General features: G+C 62.9%; 13 protein-coding genes. 6 read left to right on the forward strand and 7 right to left on the reverse strand.

Going from position 1 to position 15,494, the window contains the following annotated elements:
- Window position 1 precedes the first annotated feature (1 nt).
- The gene (locus tag ACP148_RS05555) at window positions 2-1,582 is read right to left on the reverse strand and encodes an ABC-F family ATP-binding cassette domain-containing protein (RefSeq protein WP_421951617.1); all 1,581 of its coding nucleotides are present in this window, start codon (window positions 1,580-1,582) and stop codon (window positions 2-4) included.
- Window positions 1,583-1,854: 272 nt separating this feature from the next.
- Here ACP148_RS05555 and ACP148_RS05560 point away from each other — a divergent pair, with 272 nt between their 5' ends.
- On the forward strand, window positions 1,855-2,787 hold the full coding sequence (locus ACP148_RS05560) for a hypothetical protein (RefSeq protein WP_421951618.1): 933 nt from the start codon (window positions 1,855-1,857) through the stop codon (window positions 2,785-2,787).
- A gap of 158 nt (window positions 2,788-2,945) precedes the next feature.
- Here ACP148_RS05560 and ACP148_RS05565 read toward each other — a convergent pair whose 3' ends face one another.
- From ACP148_RS05565 to flgF, 5 genes are all read right to left on the reverse strand, one after another.
- Complete coding sequence (locus ACP148_RS05565) at window positions 2,946-4,439, reverse strand: carboxypeptidase M32 (RefSeq protein WP_421951619.1); 1,494 nt, start codon at window positions 4,437-4,439, stop codon at window positions 2,946-2,948.
- A 279-nt stretch (window positions 4,440-4,718) separates the two neighbouring features.
- Entirely contained in the window at window positions 4,719-5,459 is a 741-nt protein-coding gene (gene flgH, locus ACP148_RS05570; protein WP_421951620.1) for a flagellar basal body L-ring protein FlgH, read from the reverse strand.
- Between the two features lie 54 nt (window positions 5,460-5,513).
- Window positions 5,514-6,467 carry a flagellar basal body P-ring formation chaperone FlgA gene (flgA, locus tag ACP148_RS05575; protein ID WP_421951621.1) on the reverse strand — a complete coding sequence of 318 codons (954 nt, stop codon included), beginning with the start codon at window positions 6,465-6,467 and terminating at the stop codon, window positions 5,514-5,516.
- A gap of 24 nt (window positions 6,468-6,491) precedes the next feature.
- The gene (gene flgG / locus ACP148_RS05580) at window positions 6,492-7,277 is read right to left on the reverse strand and encodes a flagellar basal-body rod protein FlgG (protein WP_421951622.1); all 786 of its coding nucleotides are present in this window, start codon (window positions 7,275-7,277) and stop codon (window positions 6,492-6,494) included.
- A gap of 25 nt (window positions 7,278-7,302) precedes the next feature.
- Entirely contained in the window at window positions 7,303-8,046 is a 744-nt protein-coding gene (gene flgF, locus ACP148_RS05585; RefSeq protein ID WP_421951623.1) for a flagellar basal-body rod protein FlgF, read from the reverse strand.
- A 280-nt stretch (window positions 8,047-8,326) separates the two neighbouring features.
- Here flgF and ACP148_RS05590 point away from each other — a divergent pair, with 280 nt between their 5' ends.
- The 5 genes from ACP148_RS05590 (at window position 8,327) to ACP148_RS05610 (ending at window position 14,534) form a co-directional block, all read left to right on the forward strand.
- Window positions 8,327-8,827 carry a flagellar basal body-associated FliL family protein gene (locus ACP148_RS05590; RefSeq protein WP_421951624.1) on the forward strand — a complete coding sequence of 167 codons (501 nt, stop codon included), beginning with the start codon at window positions 8,327-8,329 and terminating at the stop codon, window positions 8,825-8,827.
- Window positions 8,828-8,836: 9 nt separating this feature from the next.
- Window positions 8,837-9,931, forward strand: coding sequence for a flagellar motor switch protein FliM (gene fliM, locus ACP148_RS05595; protein WP_421951625.1), 1,095 nt, complete (start codon window positions 8,837-8,839; stop codon window positions 9,929-9,931).
- Window positions 9,931-10,341 carry a DUF6468 domain-containing protein gene (locus ACP148_RS05600; RefSeq protein WP_421951626.1) on the forward strand — a complete coding sequence of 137 codons (411 nt, stop codon included), beginning with the start codon at window positions 9,931-9,933 and terminating at the stop codon, window positions 10,339-10,341. Before fliM ends, ACP148_RS05600 begins: the two co-directional genes overlap by 1 nt.
- A complete protein-coding gene (locus ACP148_RS05605; RefSeq protein WP_421951627.1) occupies window positions 10,338-11,090 on the forward strand; it encodes a MotE family protein in 753 nt (250 codons plus the stop codon). Before ACP148_RS05600 ends, ACP148_RS05605 begins: the two co-directional genes overlap by 4 nt.
- A 153-nt stretch (window positions 11,091-11,243) precedes the next feature.
- Window positions 11,244-14,534: a hypothetical protein gene (locus tag ACP148_RS05610; RefSeq protein ID WP_425033232.1), complete on the forward strand. Its 3,291-nt coding sequence runs from the start codon at window positions 11,244-11,246 to the stop codon at window positions 14,532-14,534.
- Window positions 14,535-14,537: 3 nt separating this feature from the next.
- Here the strand turns inward: ACP148_RS05610 and ACP148_RS05615 are convergent, their stop codons facing one another.
- Window positions 14,538-15,338: a hypothetical protein gene (locus ACP148_RS05615; RefSeq protein WP_421951629.1), complete on the reverse strand. Its 801-nt coding sequence runs from the start codon at window positions 15,336-15,338 to the stop codon at window positions 14,538-14,540.
- Window positions 15,339-15,494 lie beyond the last annotated feature (156 nt).

Consider the following 15,494-nt stretch of genomic DNA (forward strand, 5'->3'; position numbering starts at 1 on the left):
TTCAGGCCAATGATATTTCCCGCGTGATGGCGATGGCATCAAGGAATTGGCGGTCGTGGCTGACGACGAGGAGGGCGCCGTCATAGCCGCGAAGGCCCGCTTCCACGGCCTGGATAGAGTCCAGATCGAGGTGGTTGGTGGGTTCGTCGAGGATGAGCAGCTGCGGCGGGGCGTCGGTGCCCAGGACGCAGGCGAGCCCGGCGCGCAGGGTTTCGCCGCCTGAAAGCGAGGCGGTCATTTTGAGCGCGGCATCGGCGCGGAACTTGAAGCGGGCGAGGGCCGACCGGCAGGCGTTTTCGTCGGATGCCGGATTGAGAGTGAGGAAATTTTCCCGGACGGTCCTTTGCGGATCGAGGATGGAGACCTGCTGGTCGAGCAGGGCGTGGGGGACGTGGTGGTCGACCTCGCCGGATAGGGGTTCGAGGTCGCCGGTGATGAGCCGGAGCAGGGTGGTTTTGCCCGACCCGTTCGGTCCGGTCAGCGCCACGCGTTCGGGGCCGATGATGGCGAGGGAGAAATCGGTAAGGATCGGGGCGGACGGGTCGTAGCCCGCCGAAACGGCGTCGAGGGTCAACACCTTGCGGCCCGCGGGAAGATGGGTTGGCGGCAGGGAAATGGTGACGTGCTGGAGCACTTCGATTTTTTCGCGGGCCGATTGAGCATCCGATTCCGCCTGCTGGCGTAAGCGGCTGGCAAGGCGGGCATTTTCGCCGGCGGAATTCTCAGCGGCGTTCTTGCGCCCGTTAAGCAGGATTTTCGGCAGATCGCCCTTGGTCCGCTTGCGCTTGCCCGCCGCATCGGATTTTTGCTGGCGTTCGCGGGTCTGCTGCGCCTTTTTCTCGACCTGCGCCGTGCGCTTTTCCGCATTGGCAAGGTCGTGCTCGGCAGCGGCCAGCGCGATGGATTTGCGGTCGCGATAGAGGCTGTAATTGCCGCCATAGGTCGTGGCGCCGAGGCTGGTCAGTTCCACAATGGCGTCCATGGTTTCGAGCAGTTCGCGGTCATGGCTGACCACTACCGCCCCGCCGCGCCAACTGGCCAAAAGCCCGATCACCGCGTCGCGGCCATCTCTGTCGAGATTATTAGTGGGCTCGTCGAGCAGCAGGAAATCGGGATCGGCGAACACCAGTGCGGCCAGCATGGCGCGGGTGCGCTGGCCGCCCGAGAGGGTTTCGAGCGGGGTTTCGGCGGTGGCGGGCAGGGCAAAGCGGGCAAGCGCATCTTCGAGCCGGGCTTCGATGGTCCAGTCGGCATCGGACAAGTCATCGGCGCTTGCCGTTCCAGCGGCGGCGCGGGCGAGGATTTCGAGCTGGCCGGTGGCGCCGAACAGATCGGCTATGGTTTCGCCGGGCCGGGCCTTGAGCGACTGGCGCAGAAGCCCGATCGTGCCATCGATGGCGAGGCTGCCCGATTGGGGCGCAAGCGCGCCGGTGATGAGTTTGAACAGGGTCGACTTGCCCACACCATTGCGGCCCACAAGGCCGGTGCGCTGGCGGGAGAAGGCGAGGTCCAGGTCGGAGAAAAGCCGGGTGCCGTCAGGCGTTGAATAACCGAGGGCAGAAAGCGTGATGTGTGCGGGCATGAGAGATGGAGTCCGTTCCGAGGCAATTGCGGGCTGCTGTCGGAAGAAAATCCATTTGGGCACACATCCTGTTGGAGCATTTCGGCGCTTCTTCGAATCGCCTCAATTGCTCCAAATCTTTGTTGTCGCGCTTCCGAACCGGATAAGTGGAGCCCACTTAATCCTGGAAGCACTCCTGTTGCGGTTGCGCCTCAAGATAGGACGCAATCGAGCCAAGTCAAGCTGCGCAGGTTGACAGGAAAGCCATGCTGACGCTTTGTGAGGGCATGGGCTTGAAAGCATTTCTCACTACGACAACGATTGCGCTGACGGCGGCTTATGCCACCGGGACGTCCGCCATGGAAATCTCGGTCGGCTCGAACGTGCGGCTGAGTGCGGGGTATCTCTCGCTCAATCACGATGCATCGCATCTGACGCCTCCGGGCGGATCGGGAATGGCAAGCTATGGCGATCCCACTTCGATCCTAAGCTATGAGCCGCTCTATCAGGCCGATATCGAATTTGTCGTTTCCGGTCGCGGGCAGGAAGGGTGGTTCGATCTGACCGCCGGGTTCCCCATTGCGGCAGGCGGCACGTTCGGGGATCGCGATTACGAGGCGGGGCAGGCGCTTTATTCTGAAACCTTCAGCGATCTGGCGCTCGGCAATGGCGGCAGCGTCGATATGCGCTACGGATTGCCGACAGACGGAACGCTGATATGGAACGACATGGTGGTGCGGCCCTATGTGACCGGCGGCCTTGGGCTTCAGCGCTATGATGTGAACGGGCTGCGCTGCGGGGCGGCCTGTCCCAGCGGCCCGATCGCGTCCAGCGTCACGGTGATCGGGCACGATCTGTTTTCGGCTTCGGCAGGGCTGGGCGTGTGGCTGGAGAACCAAATTTCCCAAGCCGAGACCATCGACCTTCGGTTCGAGATCAATGGCGGCTATCTCGGTGTCACCGACAGCCATTATCTGCGCCCCGATCTGGGGAGCGTGCCCAATGTTTTTTACGATCTGGCCACTGTCGGCGGGCTTGCCGAGGCCGCCTATCGCTATGAGACCGAGCAGGGCGCCGAGCTTTCAGCGAGCGTTTTCGCCGGCGGGCAACTCGGGCTGGGCGGCGTGACGTTCGGCAGCGCGGGCGGCCCGCAAACCGGGCCGCTCTGGGCATGGTCGGTTGCCGGGCATGCCGGTGTCAGCGTCGGGGCGAGCGTGCCGTTCTAGGAGCGGACTTCTGGACTTCACTCCATCGTCATCCCGGGCGAAGACCCGGGACCCAGTAACCGGCAGCGCCTGGGTTCCATCGCCAATGCGGAGTGTACTGGACCCCGGCTCAAGGCCGGGGTGACAGTGTGGGGAGTAGGGCGCGCAGCACTTGGACGCTACCCATACCGCTTTTTGAGATGCGCGATGAAGATGTCGGGATCGAGGGTCGAGCCGGTGGCGCGTTTGACGAGGTCGGGGGTGGAGTAGCGCGAGCCCTGCGACCAGATGTTCTCGCTCCGCCATTGGTTGACTCCGGAGAAATCGCCCTTTGCGATTTCCGCAAGGACGTTGGGGCGGGCTTTTTCGATGGCCTGCCATTGCTGGGCGGCGAGCATGGCGCCGAGCGTGTAGCTGGGGAAATAGCCGAAGGCGCCGGCTGGCCAGTGGACGTCCTGCATGGGGCCGTCCTTGGGGTTGTCGATTGTGGAGAGGCCCAGATATTGGGTCATTTTGGCGTCCCAGGCTTCGGGAAGGTCGACCACTTCGAGATCGCCGCCGATCAGGGCCTGTTCGAGCTCGAAGCGCAGGATGATGTGGAGCGGGTAGGTCACCTCGTCGGCGTCGACGCGGATGAAGCCGCGCTCGACCTTGTTGACCTCTGCCACCACGTCCTCGATCTCCCAGCCTTTGAGCGCATCCTCGCCCAGATGCTGGGACACGATGGGCATGGCCCACTGCCAGAATTGGGGGGCGTGGGCGAGTTGCTGTTCGACGAAAAGCGACTGGCTTTCATGCATGGCCATGCCTCGCGCCTGGCCGACCGCCATGTGCGAGAGATCCTTGGGCAGGCCCTGCTCGTAGAGCGCATGGCCGGTCTCGTGCAGAACGCCCATCAGGGCGGTGAGGAATTCTTCGGTCTTGTAGCGCGTGGTCATGCGCACATCGGTGGGCACACCGCCGCAGAAGGGGTGGTGGGACACGTCGAGCCGGCCATGGGTGAAATCGAAGCCGAGCGCGCCCATCATGGCAAGGCCGAGTTCGCGCTGTTTTTCGATCCCGAACGGGCCCTTGACCGATCTGGCGGGGCGCTGCGCGTAGCGTTTTTGCTGCGCATCGAGCGCTTCGGGCACGAAATCGACGAGGAAGGATTTAAGCTTTTCGAGCACGGGGGCGACATCGGCGACGCGGTTGCCGGGGTCGAACTGTTCCATCAGCGCGTCATAGGGCGCCAGCCCGAGCACATCGGCGCGCATCTGCGCTTCCTCGCGGGCGAGCGCCACGACGCCTTCAAGGGCGGGGGCGAAGTTCGCCCAATCGTTCTTGGCGCGCAGATCGCGCCAGAGCTGTTCGGAGCGCATTTCGGCCTGGGATTTGCGCACGACGAAATCGGCGGGCAGGCAGGTGGCGTTGGTATAGACGCGCTTGAATTCGCGCAGGGCGAGTTTCTGGTCGTCCGATAGGCTTTCGCTTTCGGCTTTTGCGATCCAGTCGCCGATCTGCGGCGCGGTGGCCGTTTCGTGGCGCAGACCGTAAAGGAACGATACCGATTCAGCGCGCTTTTCCCCGCCGCCGACGGGCATGTTGGTCGCTTCGTCCGCCGAGAGGATGGCGATGGCGTGCTCGATGGATTCGAGCTTTTTGCCAAGGGTTTCGAGATCGGCGTAGGACATTGAAGGCTCCGGGCAGATGAGTGTCGGGGGGTTGTAGAGGATTTTGAGGGCGAGGGGGAGAGGGCTACGGAGAGGCTGGGATTTACAGAGAGGCCGGGGGTACTGGATCCCGGCTCAGGGCCGGGATGACGGTGGTGGGGAGGTGAGGGAAGGGAAGAAGAAGAAGACGGATAAAAAAGGCGCTGCGGGGAGCAGCGCCTTTTGGGTCGGCCCGACGGGGAAGACGGGCCGGGAACCGGCTGCCGCGAATTTGGGGAACGGCGGCCGATTGGGGACCGGTTAGAACGGGAGGATGGCGTCGAGGATCTGCTGGCCGTAGCGGGGCTGCTGGACGTCTGTGATCTGGCCACGGCCACCGTAAGCGATACGCGCCTCGGCGATCTTGGTGGAGGAAATCGTGTTGTCCGAGCCGATATCCTCGGGGCGCACGATGCCGGCGACGATCAGGTCGCGAACCTCGAAATTGACGCGGACTTCCTGACGGCCCTCGATGACGAGATTGCCGTTGGGCAGAACCTGCGTCACGACGGCGGCGACCTGGGTGGTGACGCGCTCGGAGCGGTTGACCGAACCGTTGCCGGCGTTGGAAATGCCCGATGACGTGCCGAGCGCGGCGTCGGCGGAGACGTCGGCGGGGGCCACGGAATTGAAGATCGAACCCAGGGCGCCGTTCAGGCCCGTGGTGTTGGACGAGGAACGGGTGGCTGCTGTGGTGTTGCCGATCTGGGCGCGGTCGTCGATGGTCACGACGACGGTCAGGATGTCGCCGATCTTGGAGGCGCGCTGGTCCTTGAAAAAGCCGCGCGCGTCGGACGAGAACAGCGAATTGGGCTGGTAGGTGGCCGGCTCGGCGGCGGGCATGGGCATGGTCACCGGGCGATAGCCGGCGGTGACCGTGGGATCGACGATGGGCGTTAGGGCCGGAGCCTGGCCCACATTGGCCAATCGATCGGTGGTGGCGCAGGCGCCGAGCGCGGAAACGAGCAGCAGGCCCGTCGCGAGTTTGAAAAGTGCGTTCATTTCAAGTTCCCCGTTTTGGATTATCGAGACTTCCCCAAGCCTCGATGCTGACGATCAGAGCCCGGCGAGTTGCTGGGGCCCCGAATAGACTGTGACAGTTCCGTTCTGCGTGGCGACGCCCTGCAAAACCTTGTTGGTCATTGTGTTGAGCACGGAAACCGGCTGGCTCAGGCTGGCTGCGTTGAGTGCCTTGCCGGTGGTTGTGAGGGTAAGGGCGCCCTGCTGGAAGACGACGGTCACCTGTTCGTTGCGCGAGACGATCTCCGGCGCGGCGATGTCAGAGGGCTTGAGCATGACGCCTTCGCGTGTCTGGCGCTGCAGGGCCATGCCCATGATTTCCTCGATGGACACCAGCCCGGTGGATTCGGCGTAGGCGAGCGGAATCATGCGCATTTCGATGTCGTTGGGACCCAAAACGGTGCCCTGGGGCAGCGTGCGGGTGAGATGAGGCGCGGCGATCAGGAGCTGGATCTGCCCCGAAACATCGAGCGGACGATCGATGCCGGCGACCTCAAAGCGGGCCGAAAAGCTCGATGAGCCGGGCATGTAGCGCAGGATGGTCAGCGCGGCGGGTGTTTGGGTGTCGGCGGCGATCAGATCGGGCAGCGGCGCATCGAGGGCGATGTCCATGTCCATATCGGCGTTGAGAATGCCCTTGGCGCGCAAATCGTCGGCGATCAGACCCGAGAGCAGGTCGGGGCCGATTTCGATGCCGAGGCGGGCCACCCGGATCCGCTCGAACCCGGCGGGCTCGAAGGTCTCGATCCCGGCGGCCTGAACCGCCGAGGCGATGTCCTGAATGGAAAGGACGCCCGAGGTGCCCGGTGCCGGAGCCCGGAATACAGCTGTCTCGGCCATGAGCCCTGCGTCCTCGAACAGATCGCCCACGGTGACGATGGCCGCGCTGACGGTCACGTCTCCCCGGAGCATCGGTTCGGCCTGTGCCGCGCCAGCCACAGCGGCGAGAGTGAGTGCCAGTCCTGTTGCTTTGAGAAGCGAAGCGAACATCGTCGTTACCCCCTTTGTCCGGTTTTAGCGAAGCTGCGCGGTGGCCTGGAGCATCTGGTCGGCGCCAGAGATCACGCGGGCGTTCATCTCATAGGCACGCTGGGCCGAGATCAGGTCGGCCATTTCAGTCACCGCGTTGACGTTGGCGCTTTCCAGATACCCCTGGAGAAGGCTGCCCATGCCGTCGGCGCCGGGCACGCCGATCTGGGCCTCGCCCGAAGCGGCGGTTTCGAGAAACAGGTTGTCGCCCATCGATTCCAGGCCGGCCTTGTTGACGAAGCGCGCCATCTGGAGCTGGCCGAGCTGCACCGGCTCGGTGCCGCCGTTGAAGAACCCTTCGACGATGCCGTCGCGGCTGACCGAAACCGATGTGGCGTCGGCGGGGATGATGATGCCGGGCTCAAGCTCGTAGCCGTCCACGGTCACCATCATGCCGGTGGCGTCACGCTCGAAGGTGCCGTCGCGCGTGTAGGCGGTGCGGCCGTCGGGCATGTTGACGATGAAATAGCCTTCGCCGCGAATGGCGAGGTCGAGTTCCTTTTCGGTGGGCGCCACATTGCCCTGGCTCATGATGCGGGCGGTGGCCGAAACGCGGACACCCGAACCGATCTCGATGCCGACAGGCACCTGCGTCCCGGTCTCGGAGGTCGAGGCGCCGGCGCGGCGGTAGGACTGGTAGAGCAGGTCCTGGAACTCGGCGCGCTGGCGCTTGAAGCCGGTGGTGCGCATGTTGGCGATGTTGTTGGAGATGACTTCGACATTGCGCTCCTGGGCGGCCATGCCGGTCGATGCGATGTAGAGGGCTTTCATCGGTTTTTATCCTTGACTGGCTGGCTTACGCTTGCGTGTCGCCGAGGCGCTGGATGGCGCTGCGGCGCAATTCGTCTTGCTTGCTCATGAGGTCGGCGAGCGAGGAATAGGCGCGCGTCACCCGGATCATTTCGGTCATTTCGCCCACGCCCGAGACGTTGGAGCGCTCGAGAGCGCCCTGGACGACGCGGGTCGTGGAGGTCGCCAGCGGCGTGCCGCCCGCAAACATGGTGTCGCCGGTGCGGGTGAGCGCCTGGGGGTTCTCGAACTCGACGATTGCCAGGCGGCCCTTGTTGCCAGCGCTCGAGGTGATCTCGCCTTCTGCCGTTATGGCGATATCGGTTTCGTCGGCGCCGAAGACGATCGGGTTGCCGCCATCGGAGAGCACCGGGAAGCCGTTCTGGGTGACGAGCACGCCCTCCGAACTGATTTCCAGGGCGCCATTGCGGGTGTAGCGCGTGCCCTCGGGCGCCTGGACGGACAAAAAGCCGTCGCCGGCGAGGGCAACGTCGAGGGGATTTCCGGTCTGGGTCATGGCCCCCGAGGTGAGGTCGTGCATGGTGGCCCAGTCCTGCACATAGGAAAGCTGCTGGCTGCCGCTCGGGAAACTGCGGTCGGAAGCGACCGGCATGACGTATTCCTCGAACAGGATCGCCTCGGCCTTAAAGCCGGTCGAGTTGATGTTGGCCAGATTGTTGGCCACCACGTCCATCTGCCGTCGCAGCGCCATTTGGCGCGAGAGGCCGATCAGTTGCGCGTTCTCGATCATGCGCGTTTCCCCGTTAATCTCTTCCGAGAGCCCCGCCTCCCCAGGCCGGGCGTCTCGCAAAGGACAATGCAGGTGGCGTGCCAACTCCATAAATCGATATAAAACAATGGATTAGGTTGATCCGGTGTTATCGGCTTTGCGGTAAGGGTTTGCCGGTAGGGAAAAATCTACCCGGCAATACTTGCCGCCCCGGGGCAAATCGTAACCATTCGTTAACCCTGTGGGGATTAGCTGGGCGCAAGATAAAAGCGCCTGAAACCGGGGGATTCGGAAGGCTTATATGAGCGACGCGACCGGAACAGAAGTTAACGCCACTTCGGACGCAGCTCCCGCCAAGAAGGGGCTGCCCAAAATTGCGCTGATCGGCGGCGGCGTTGCCGCCTTGTTGCTGGTCGCGGGGGCCGGCGGCTGGTTTCTGACCCAATCGGGTGGCGGCGATAGCGCCGGAAATGGGGGAGAGGTGGAGGTTGCCGCCGAGGCCGCGTTCTACGATCTCCCCGACATCATGGTCAATCTCAACACCTCGGGTGGCGCGGACGCGTTTCTTCGGCTGCGCGCGGCCCTGGAAGTGCGCGAGGAGACGATGATCGAGTTGATCGAACCGCGCATGCCGCGGGTTCTCGATGCCTTTCAGGTTTATCTGCGCGAGCTGCGTCCCTCCGATCTCGAAGGTTCGGCAGGGCTCTACCGTCTCAAGGAAGAGCTGCTGCGGCGCGTCAACCTCGCTGTCTATCCGGCGAGCGTGGACAATATCCTGTTCAAGGAAATCCTGGTGCAATAGCGGACGATCATGGCCAACGAGACGGGAAAATCGGAAGGAGCGCTCGGGGACGACTGGGCCGCCATGCTCGAAGCTGAAGCAGGCGCCGGCGATGATGTCGACCGCGTTCTCAATCAGGACGAAATCGACTCCCTTCTCGGGTTCGATTCCAGCGCCGCGTCCAATGTCGAGCTGACCGGCGTCCGGGCGCTCATTAACTCGGCGCTCGTGTCCTATGAGCGTCTGCCGATGCTGGAAATCGCGTTTGACCGCCTGGTGCGGCTGACGACGACCACGCTGCGCAATTTCACCTCCGACAACGTCGAAGTCACTCTTGAATCGATTTCTTCGGTGCGGTTCGGGGATTATCTCAATTCCATCCCGCTCCCCGCCATCCTTTCGGTCATCAAGGCGGAGGAATGGGACAATTTCGGGCTTTTGACCGTCGATAGCGCGCTGATCTATTCGATGATCGACGTGCTGCTGGGCGGGCGGCGCGGATCGAGCGTCATCCGGGTGGAGGGGCGCCCCTATACAACGATCGAAATGGCGCTGGCCCGGCGGATGATCGAGCATATCCTCGATGACATGCACAAGGCGTTCGAGCCTTTGGCGCCGGTCAATTTCAAGCTCGACCGCATGGAGACCAATCCACGCTTCGCCGCCATTTCGCGGCCGGGGAATGCGGCGATCCTTGTCGAATTGCGGATCGATATGGACGATCGCGGCGGCAAGATCGAAATCATGCTGCCCTATGCAACGATCGAGCCGATCCGCGAGCAGCTGCTCCAGATGTATATGGGCGAGAAATTCGGGCGCGACCCGATCTGGGAGGGCCATCTGGCCACCGAGATTCACGCCGCCGACACCGAAATTTCCGCCGTGCTGCACGAACTCGACGTGCCGCTGTCGAAAGCCCTCAACCTGGCCGAGGGCGATACGATCATGTTCGACATGACCCCATCCGATCCGGTGACGCTGCGCTGCGGCGATGTGGACCTGACCCGGGCGGTGATGGGTCATATCGGAAAGAATGTTTCGGTCCGGGTCACCCGGCCGCTCAACCCGCCAAAGGTGACGATGGCGGCCTTCGAGGCGATGGAAGAAAAGGCGGAGGGCAAATAATGCCGCTAGGACTGATGATTGAAATTGCCGTGGCCGCTCTTTTGGCAACGACGATCGGTTATTGCATCGTGCTCAACGGCCGGATCAAGAATTTGCAGGCCGATCGCGCTGCGCTCCAGCAGATGATCGCGGACCTGGTGCAGGCCACGACAATGGCGAACGGCGCCATCAAGGGGCTGCGGGAAACCGCCGTGGAGGCCGATGAGCGGCTCAACACCCGGCTCAACGAGGCCGAGCGTTTCGCCATCGAGCTGGCCAATCACGTCAATGCCGGTCAGGCCGTCATGGAGCGGATCGCCAAGATCACCCAGGCGGCGCGTGCGCCGGGTGATGGTGGCGAAGGCAGCCGGGCCGGATCGGCGCTCAAAGCGCTCAAGGACCATCAGAAACGCCGGGAGCACGCTGCGTGAACCGAGTTCGTCTTCTGCCCGTCGTCGTTGTCGCGGCATCGGCTTTGCTGATGCTCAAGACGTTCGGCATCGTATCAGGGCAGGGTTATATCCTTGGCGGGGTGAGCGTTGCACAGGCGGCCGGGGATGAGGGGCAGGCAAGCGAAGCGGCGGCGGCCGAGCCCGAAGCTGCGGCTGCCGATGCAGAGCCGGACGTCGAGATGTCACCCGCCGATGCCGCCGCGGCGGCGCTTTTTGAAAATTTTCCCATCGATGACGGCGCCTTGGAGGCGGCTGCCGATGCGCAGCCGGGTTCGACCGAGGCGCTCATTCTCCAGCGCCTCGCAGAGCGTCGCGCCGAACTTGAGAGCTTTGCGGGCGAGTTGCAGACCCGGCTTTCGCTGGTCGAGGCCGCCGAAATGCGTATCGAGGAGCGCATGAGCGAGCTCGGTGCCATGGAAGCCCAGATCAACGCGCTGGTCGACGCCCAGCAGAACGCCGAAGCCGAGCAGTTCGCGGCCATCGTCGCCATGTATGAAAACATGCGGGCAGGAGATGCCGCTACAATCTTCAACGATCTCGATGAAGACGTGCTGGTCAAGGTCGGGCACGCAATGAACCCGCGCAAGCTTGGGCCGATCATGGCCAAGATGATCCCGGCCCAGGCTCAGCAACTCACCGTGCTTCTGGCCCAGACAGGGCCAACGGGTCCCACCGAGCCGTCGGCGACACAGGAGTTTGCCAATCTGCCGCAGATTGTCGGGCAATAGTGGGCGATGCCGGCTTTTTGCCTCCGACGGTAATCCCATCTTAAGCGCTGCTGCCTAGTGTGCCCTTGAATAAGGGCGGCAGGCAGAATGCTTTCGACCACAAGAAAACGTGGACGCCAGATTTATGGATATGCAGACGCTGCAAGAGTGATCTTGCTGGCGTTTTTCGTGTTTGCGGGTTGGGTCGGCGCGGCTTTTGCGCAGGAGAACATCACCTTCGAGGCGCAGCGGCACGAAAATTTCGCGCGGCTGATCCTGACCTTTCCCGACCGGTTGAACCTGCCCGAGCACAGCGTCGCGAGCGACAATGGCGTGCTGGTCATCTCGACACCCGAGACGCCCATGGCCGGGTTCCTGCCCGATGTGGGAACGACGCTGGGCGAGTATGTCGCCGTGGCCCGGTTCGATCCCGACCGCACGGGTATCCGCATGGGGATGCGCGAGCAGTTCCAGATCAATACCATGGCAGCGGGCGAGCAGCTCTATATCGACCTTCTGCCCATCGATTGGGTGGGGCTGCCCCCGGGGCTGCCGCCGGAAATCATCACAAAGCTGGCCGAACGCGCCGAACAGGCCGCCCGGATCGCCGAGGAGCGCCGGCGCGCCGAACTGGTGCTCGAATACGATCCCCAGCTCACCATCAGGATGGGGCGCCATCAGACCTTTTCGCGTATCGAATTTACCTGGAACGTGGGCACCAAGGCCGAGTTCACCCGTGAAGGGGACGATGCCTCGATCCGGTTCGACTGGCCGGTGCCCGTCGATCTCTACGAGGTGCTTTCCGACCGCCCCGCCCAGCTGGGCGAGGTGACCAATATCGTGCATGGCGGCGATACCGAGATCGCCATGACCATCCCCGAGGATGTTTCGGTGCGCTTTTACGAGCAGTCGAGCACCGAGTTCATCCTCGATATCGACGTGCCCGATGCGAGCGCCGAAGGGCTGGACCTTGGCGAGATCGCCGCGACCCTTTCGGCTCCTGAACCCGTTGCGGCGGGGCAAGAGCACGAGGAAGCCCCCGCGCAAATGGCTTCGGTTGGCCAGGACACTGTGCAACCCTTTGTCAGCACCGTGGGCCAGACGGTCCGCATCGTTTTCCCCTTTGTCGAGGAAACCCCCGCTGCCGTATTCCGGCGCGGCAATGTCGTATGGATGCTGTTCGACACACCGGCCCGGCTGGTGAGCCCCGACGCCCAATCGGGAGCAATTCTTGAGGGGCTGGCCCGCGACCTTACCGTGGAAAGCACGGGCGCGACCTATGTGGTGCGCATGGTGCTGGACGGGAACCGGCTGGCAACGATGGCCTCGGAAGGGCAAAGCTGGGTGCTTTCGCTGGGCGATATCCTGCTCTCGGCTGTGCAGCCGGTAACGCTGGAACGCCGCCGTTCGCCCACCGGGCTTTATGAAATGCTGGCCGATCTCGAACGCCCCGCCAATGTGCATCAGCTTCGCGATCCCGATGTCGGCGACATTCTCGACGTGGTTACCACCTATCCGCCGGCGCGCGGCGTTGTGCGCGATCTGGGCTTTGTGGATTTCCAGGCCCCGCGCTCCATTCATGGACTGGTGGTCAAGCCGCTGCATGAGGGGGTCAGCGTTTCCATCGAGGACCGGTTCGCGGTGATCGCGGCCGATGCCGGGCTCACAGTGTCGACGAACGAGGGCCAGCAGCGGCTCTACGCCCCGGACGCAACAAGCGTCAGCGCGCTCGACCTCAATGCGATGATGACGCCGAACCCCGATGAATTCGTGCTTCGGCGGGACGAATATATGGAGCGCGCGACGCTGGCCGAGGGCAGGGAACTCGACCGCGCCCGGCTCGATCTCGCCCAATTCTACCTGAGCAACAATTTTGCCTTCGAGGCGATCGGCGTTCTGGACGTGCTGGCGCGCGACCTGCGTCAGGCCAGCCTGGAGGTGGCCATGAACGCAACGCGGGCCGCCGCCAATGTGCTGGCCGGACGGCACGGGGATGCGCTGGGGCTGCTCAACGCCGAGGCCATGCTCAACGATGCCGACGCCATGATCTGGCGCACCATCGCCAAGGTCGATGCTGGCGATTTCGCCGGCGCGCGGCTCGATGCGTTCGGCGGCGATCATGTGGTCGACAATTATCCCAACTGGATCAGGGCGCGCTTTCATATGGCGGCCATCCGCGCGGCGGTGGAACAGAGCGATGCCACCATGGCTGGCGATATGATCCGGGCTGTCGATCTGGCCGCGCTGACGCCCGACCAGGTCGCCGAGTATCAGTTGTTGTCGGCGCGCCTCGACCAGATCAACGGCCTCGAAGAGGATGCGCTGGAAGGCTATGGGCGGGTCATTGCCGCCGACCGGCGCGGTTCGACAGCCGAGGCCGTGCTGCGCACCATCGAAATCCTGGACGACATGGGCCAACTCGATATCGCCAGGGCCATCCATACCCTGGCGGTGCAATCGACCCTGTGGCGCGGCGATCAGCTCGAAATCGACATCGTCACCAAGCTCACCGATCTGCAATACCGCCATGGCGACTATCGCGATGCGTTCGTTCTGACCCGCGAGATGGCCATGGGGTTCGATGACAGCCGGTCGCTCGATGGGCTGCTGGCGCGGGCGCGCACCGAATTTTCCGGACTGTTCCTGGATGGGCAGGCCGACGCGCTGGACCCGGTTTCGGCGCTATCGATCTATTACGACTATCGCCATCTCACCCCGCCGGGGGCCGAGGGCGACATGATGATCCGCAATCTCGCCCAACGACTGATCGAGGTGGATCTGCTCGCCCAGGCCTCCGAACTGCTCAGCTATCAGATCGAGAACCGGCTCGATGGCGCGGCGCGCGCGCAGGTGGCCGCCGATCTGGCGGTGGTCTATATCGCCAATCGCGATCCCAATTCAGCGCTGCGGGTGCTCTATGAAACGCGGCTGGCGGGCCTCCCGCCGGGACTGGAACGCCAGCGTCGCGTGCTCGAGGCCAGTGCTCTCATTCACGCCAATCGGCACGATCTGGCGCTCGACCTGCTTTCAAGCCTTACGGGCCGCGATACCGAATTGCTGCGCATCGATGCGCTGTGGCAGGCCAACCGCTTTTCGGCGGCGAGCGAAACCATCGAGGCGCTCTATTCGCCCGACCTGAACTCCGGTGGTCTCAGCCCCATGGCGAGGACCAATGTGGTCAAGGCGGCTGTGGGCTATGTGCTCTCCAACGACCAGATCGGGCTGGCCCGCCTGCGCAGCCGGTTTTCAGAGGCCATGTCGACGACCCCCGAATGGCCGGTCTTTGCCTTCGTGGTGGAAAACGTCGATCCCAATGGGGTCAATTTCCGCGAGATCGCGCGGCAGGTTGCCGATACGCAGGCGATCAACGCGTTTCTCAATGCCTATCGCGAAATCTACGCCGGACAGAACGCCGTGACGCCCTTGCGCGCGGCGCCCGAGACGGGGGCCGTGGCGAGCTTGTAGGGATCAAATTCGATAGGAATTCAGTTCGGCGTGCAGCTTTTCGGCAAGCGCGCGCGTGCCCTCAAAATCTTCGACGACGAGGCCAGCCAACGGAGCGCCTTCCGAGGCTTTTTCCATTCCCAGCCGTTGCGCAATAAAGGCTATGGACGTCATGGTTTCGTCGAAACGCCTATGGAGAACCGGTTCGTGGTGAGCGAGCCGGTTGCGGGCCTGGTAGAGTATTTCCAGATGTGCAGCGATATCTGCGCGTTTCAATTTTTTGTCTGGAAACGTCTTTTTGAGGGTTGGCCGCCATAGGGAGTGCTCATAATCGGGGCCGTAAATCCGCTTCCATATGTAAAAGGTGAGTTCAGCAATTACCTTGCCATCGGTTACGGAGATATGTGTTCGGCGCTTTTTAGCGCGGCTCAAATGAGGCAGATTCGCAGGACGTCCATTTGGAAATGCCGCGCCATCCAATGCATGCTTTTCTGCTTGGGACAGTTTGGCGTATTCCGCTCGTCTGGCGCTATCGACGGCCGCAGCGATTTTGAGTTTCTCGGTAAGGCGCCATTGAAATGGTGGTGGTGGTGAAATGAGCCATCCCGGCGCGCCGAAGAATTGACCGAGATTTTCACAGATGCTGTTGCGCAGGGCAATTTCAATGCTCGCAATAACGTTTAGTAGGTTAGCTCCGAGCCTCAGCGTTTCCTGATGGAGTTCTATCGCCGATTTGGCGTTTCCGGTGAGTTGAGTGAGGACGGCAAGGCGCTCTGCCGACAATATCTGCATGATGAACGGAACGTCGGCTTCATCGATTGCCATTGACCACGCGCCCCCTCGCGACTATATTGGCCCTTGAAAAGTCGAGATCAGATTGGCAGTTGCCGCAAGGCGGACGAATCCTCGACTTCCCAATTGAAAGGCGCCCTGCTTAGGGCGTCTTTTTTGTTTTCTAACACTCATAGACGAAATTGCACA

This window comes from Pelagibacterium sp., assembly GCF_965249125.1.
Taxonomy (GTDB): Bacteria; Pseudomonadota; Alphaproteobacteria; order Rhizobiales; family Devosiaceae; genus Pelagibacterium.

Bases quoted from the DNA above. Each gene is read 5' to 3' on its own strand.
- ACP148_RS05555 (WP_421951617.1), bottom strand. From the start codon at position 1,582: ATGCCCGCACACATCACGCTTTCTGCCCTCGGTTATTCAACGCCTGAC.
- ACP148_RS05565 (WP_421951619.1), bottom strand. From the start codon at position 4,439: ATGTCCTACGCCGATCTCGAAACCCTTGGCAAAAAGCTCGAATCCATC.
- flgH (WP_421951620.1), bottom strand. From the start codon at position 5,459: ATGAACGCACTTTTCAAACTCGCGACGGGCCTGCTGCTCGTTTCCGCG.
- flgA (WP_421951621.1), bottom strand. From the start codon at position 6,467: ATGTTCGCTTCGCTTCTCAAAGCAACAGGACTGGCACTCACTCTCGCC.
- flgG (WP_421951622.1), bottom strand. From the start codon at position 7,277: ATGAAAGCCCTCTACATCGCATCGACCGGCATGGCCGCCCAGGAGCGC.
- flgF (WP_421951623.1), bottom strand. From the start codon at position 8,046: ATGATCGAGAACGCGCAACTGATCGGCCTCTCGCGCCAAATGGCGCTG.
- ACP148_RS05590 (WP_421951624.1), top strand. From the start codon at position 8,327: ATGAGCGACGCGACCGGAACAGAAGTTAACGCCACTTCGGACGCAGCT.
- fliM (WP_421951625.1), top strand. From the start codon at position 8,837: ATGGCCAACGAGACGGGAAAATCGGAAGGAGCGCTCGGGGACGACTGG.
- ACP148_RS05600 (WP_421951626.1), top strand. From the start codon at position 9,931: ATGCCGCTAGGACTGATGATTGAAATTGCCGTGGCCGCTCTTTTGGCA.
- ACP148_RS05615 (WP_421951629.1), bottom strand. From the start codon at position 15,338: ATGGCAATCGATGAAGCCGACGTTCCGTTCATCATGCAGATATTGTCG.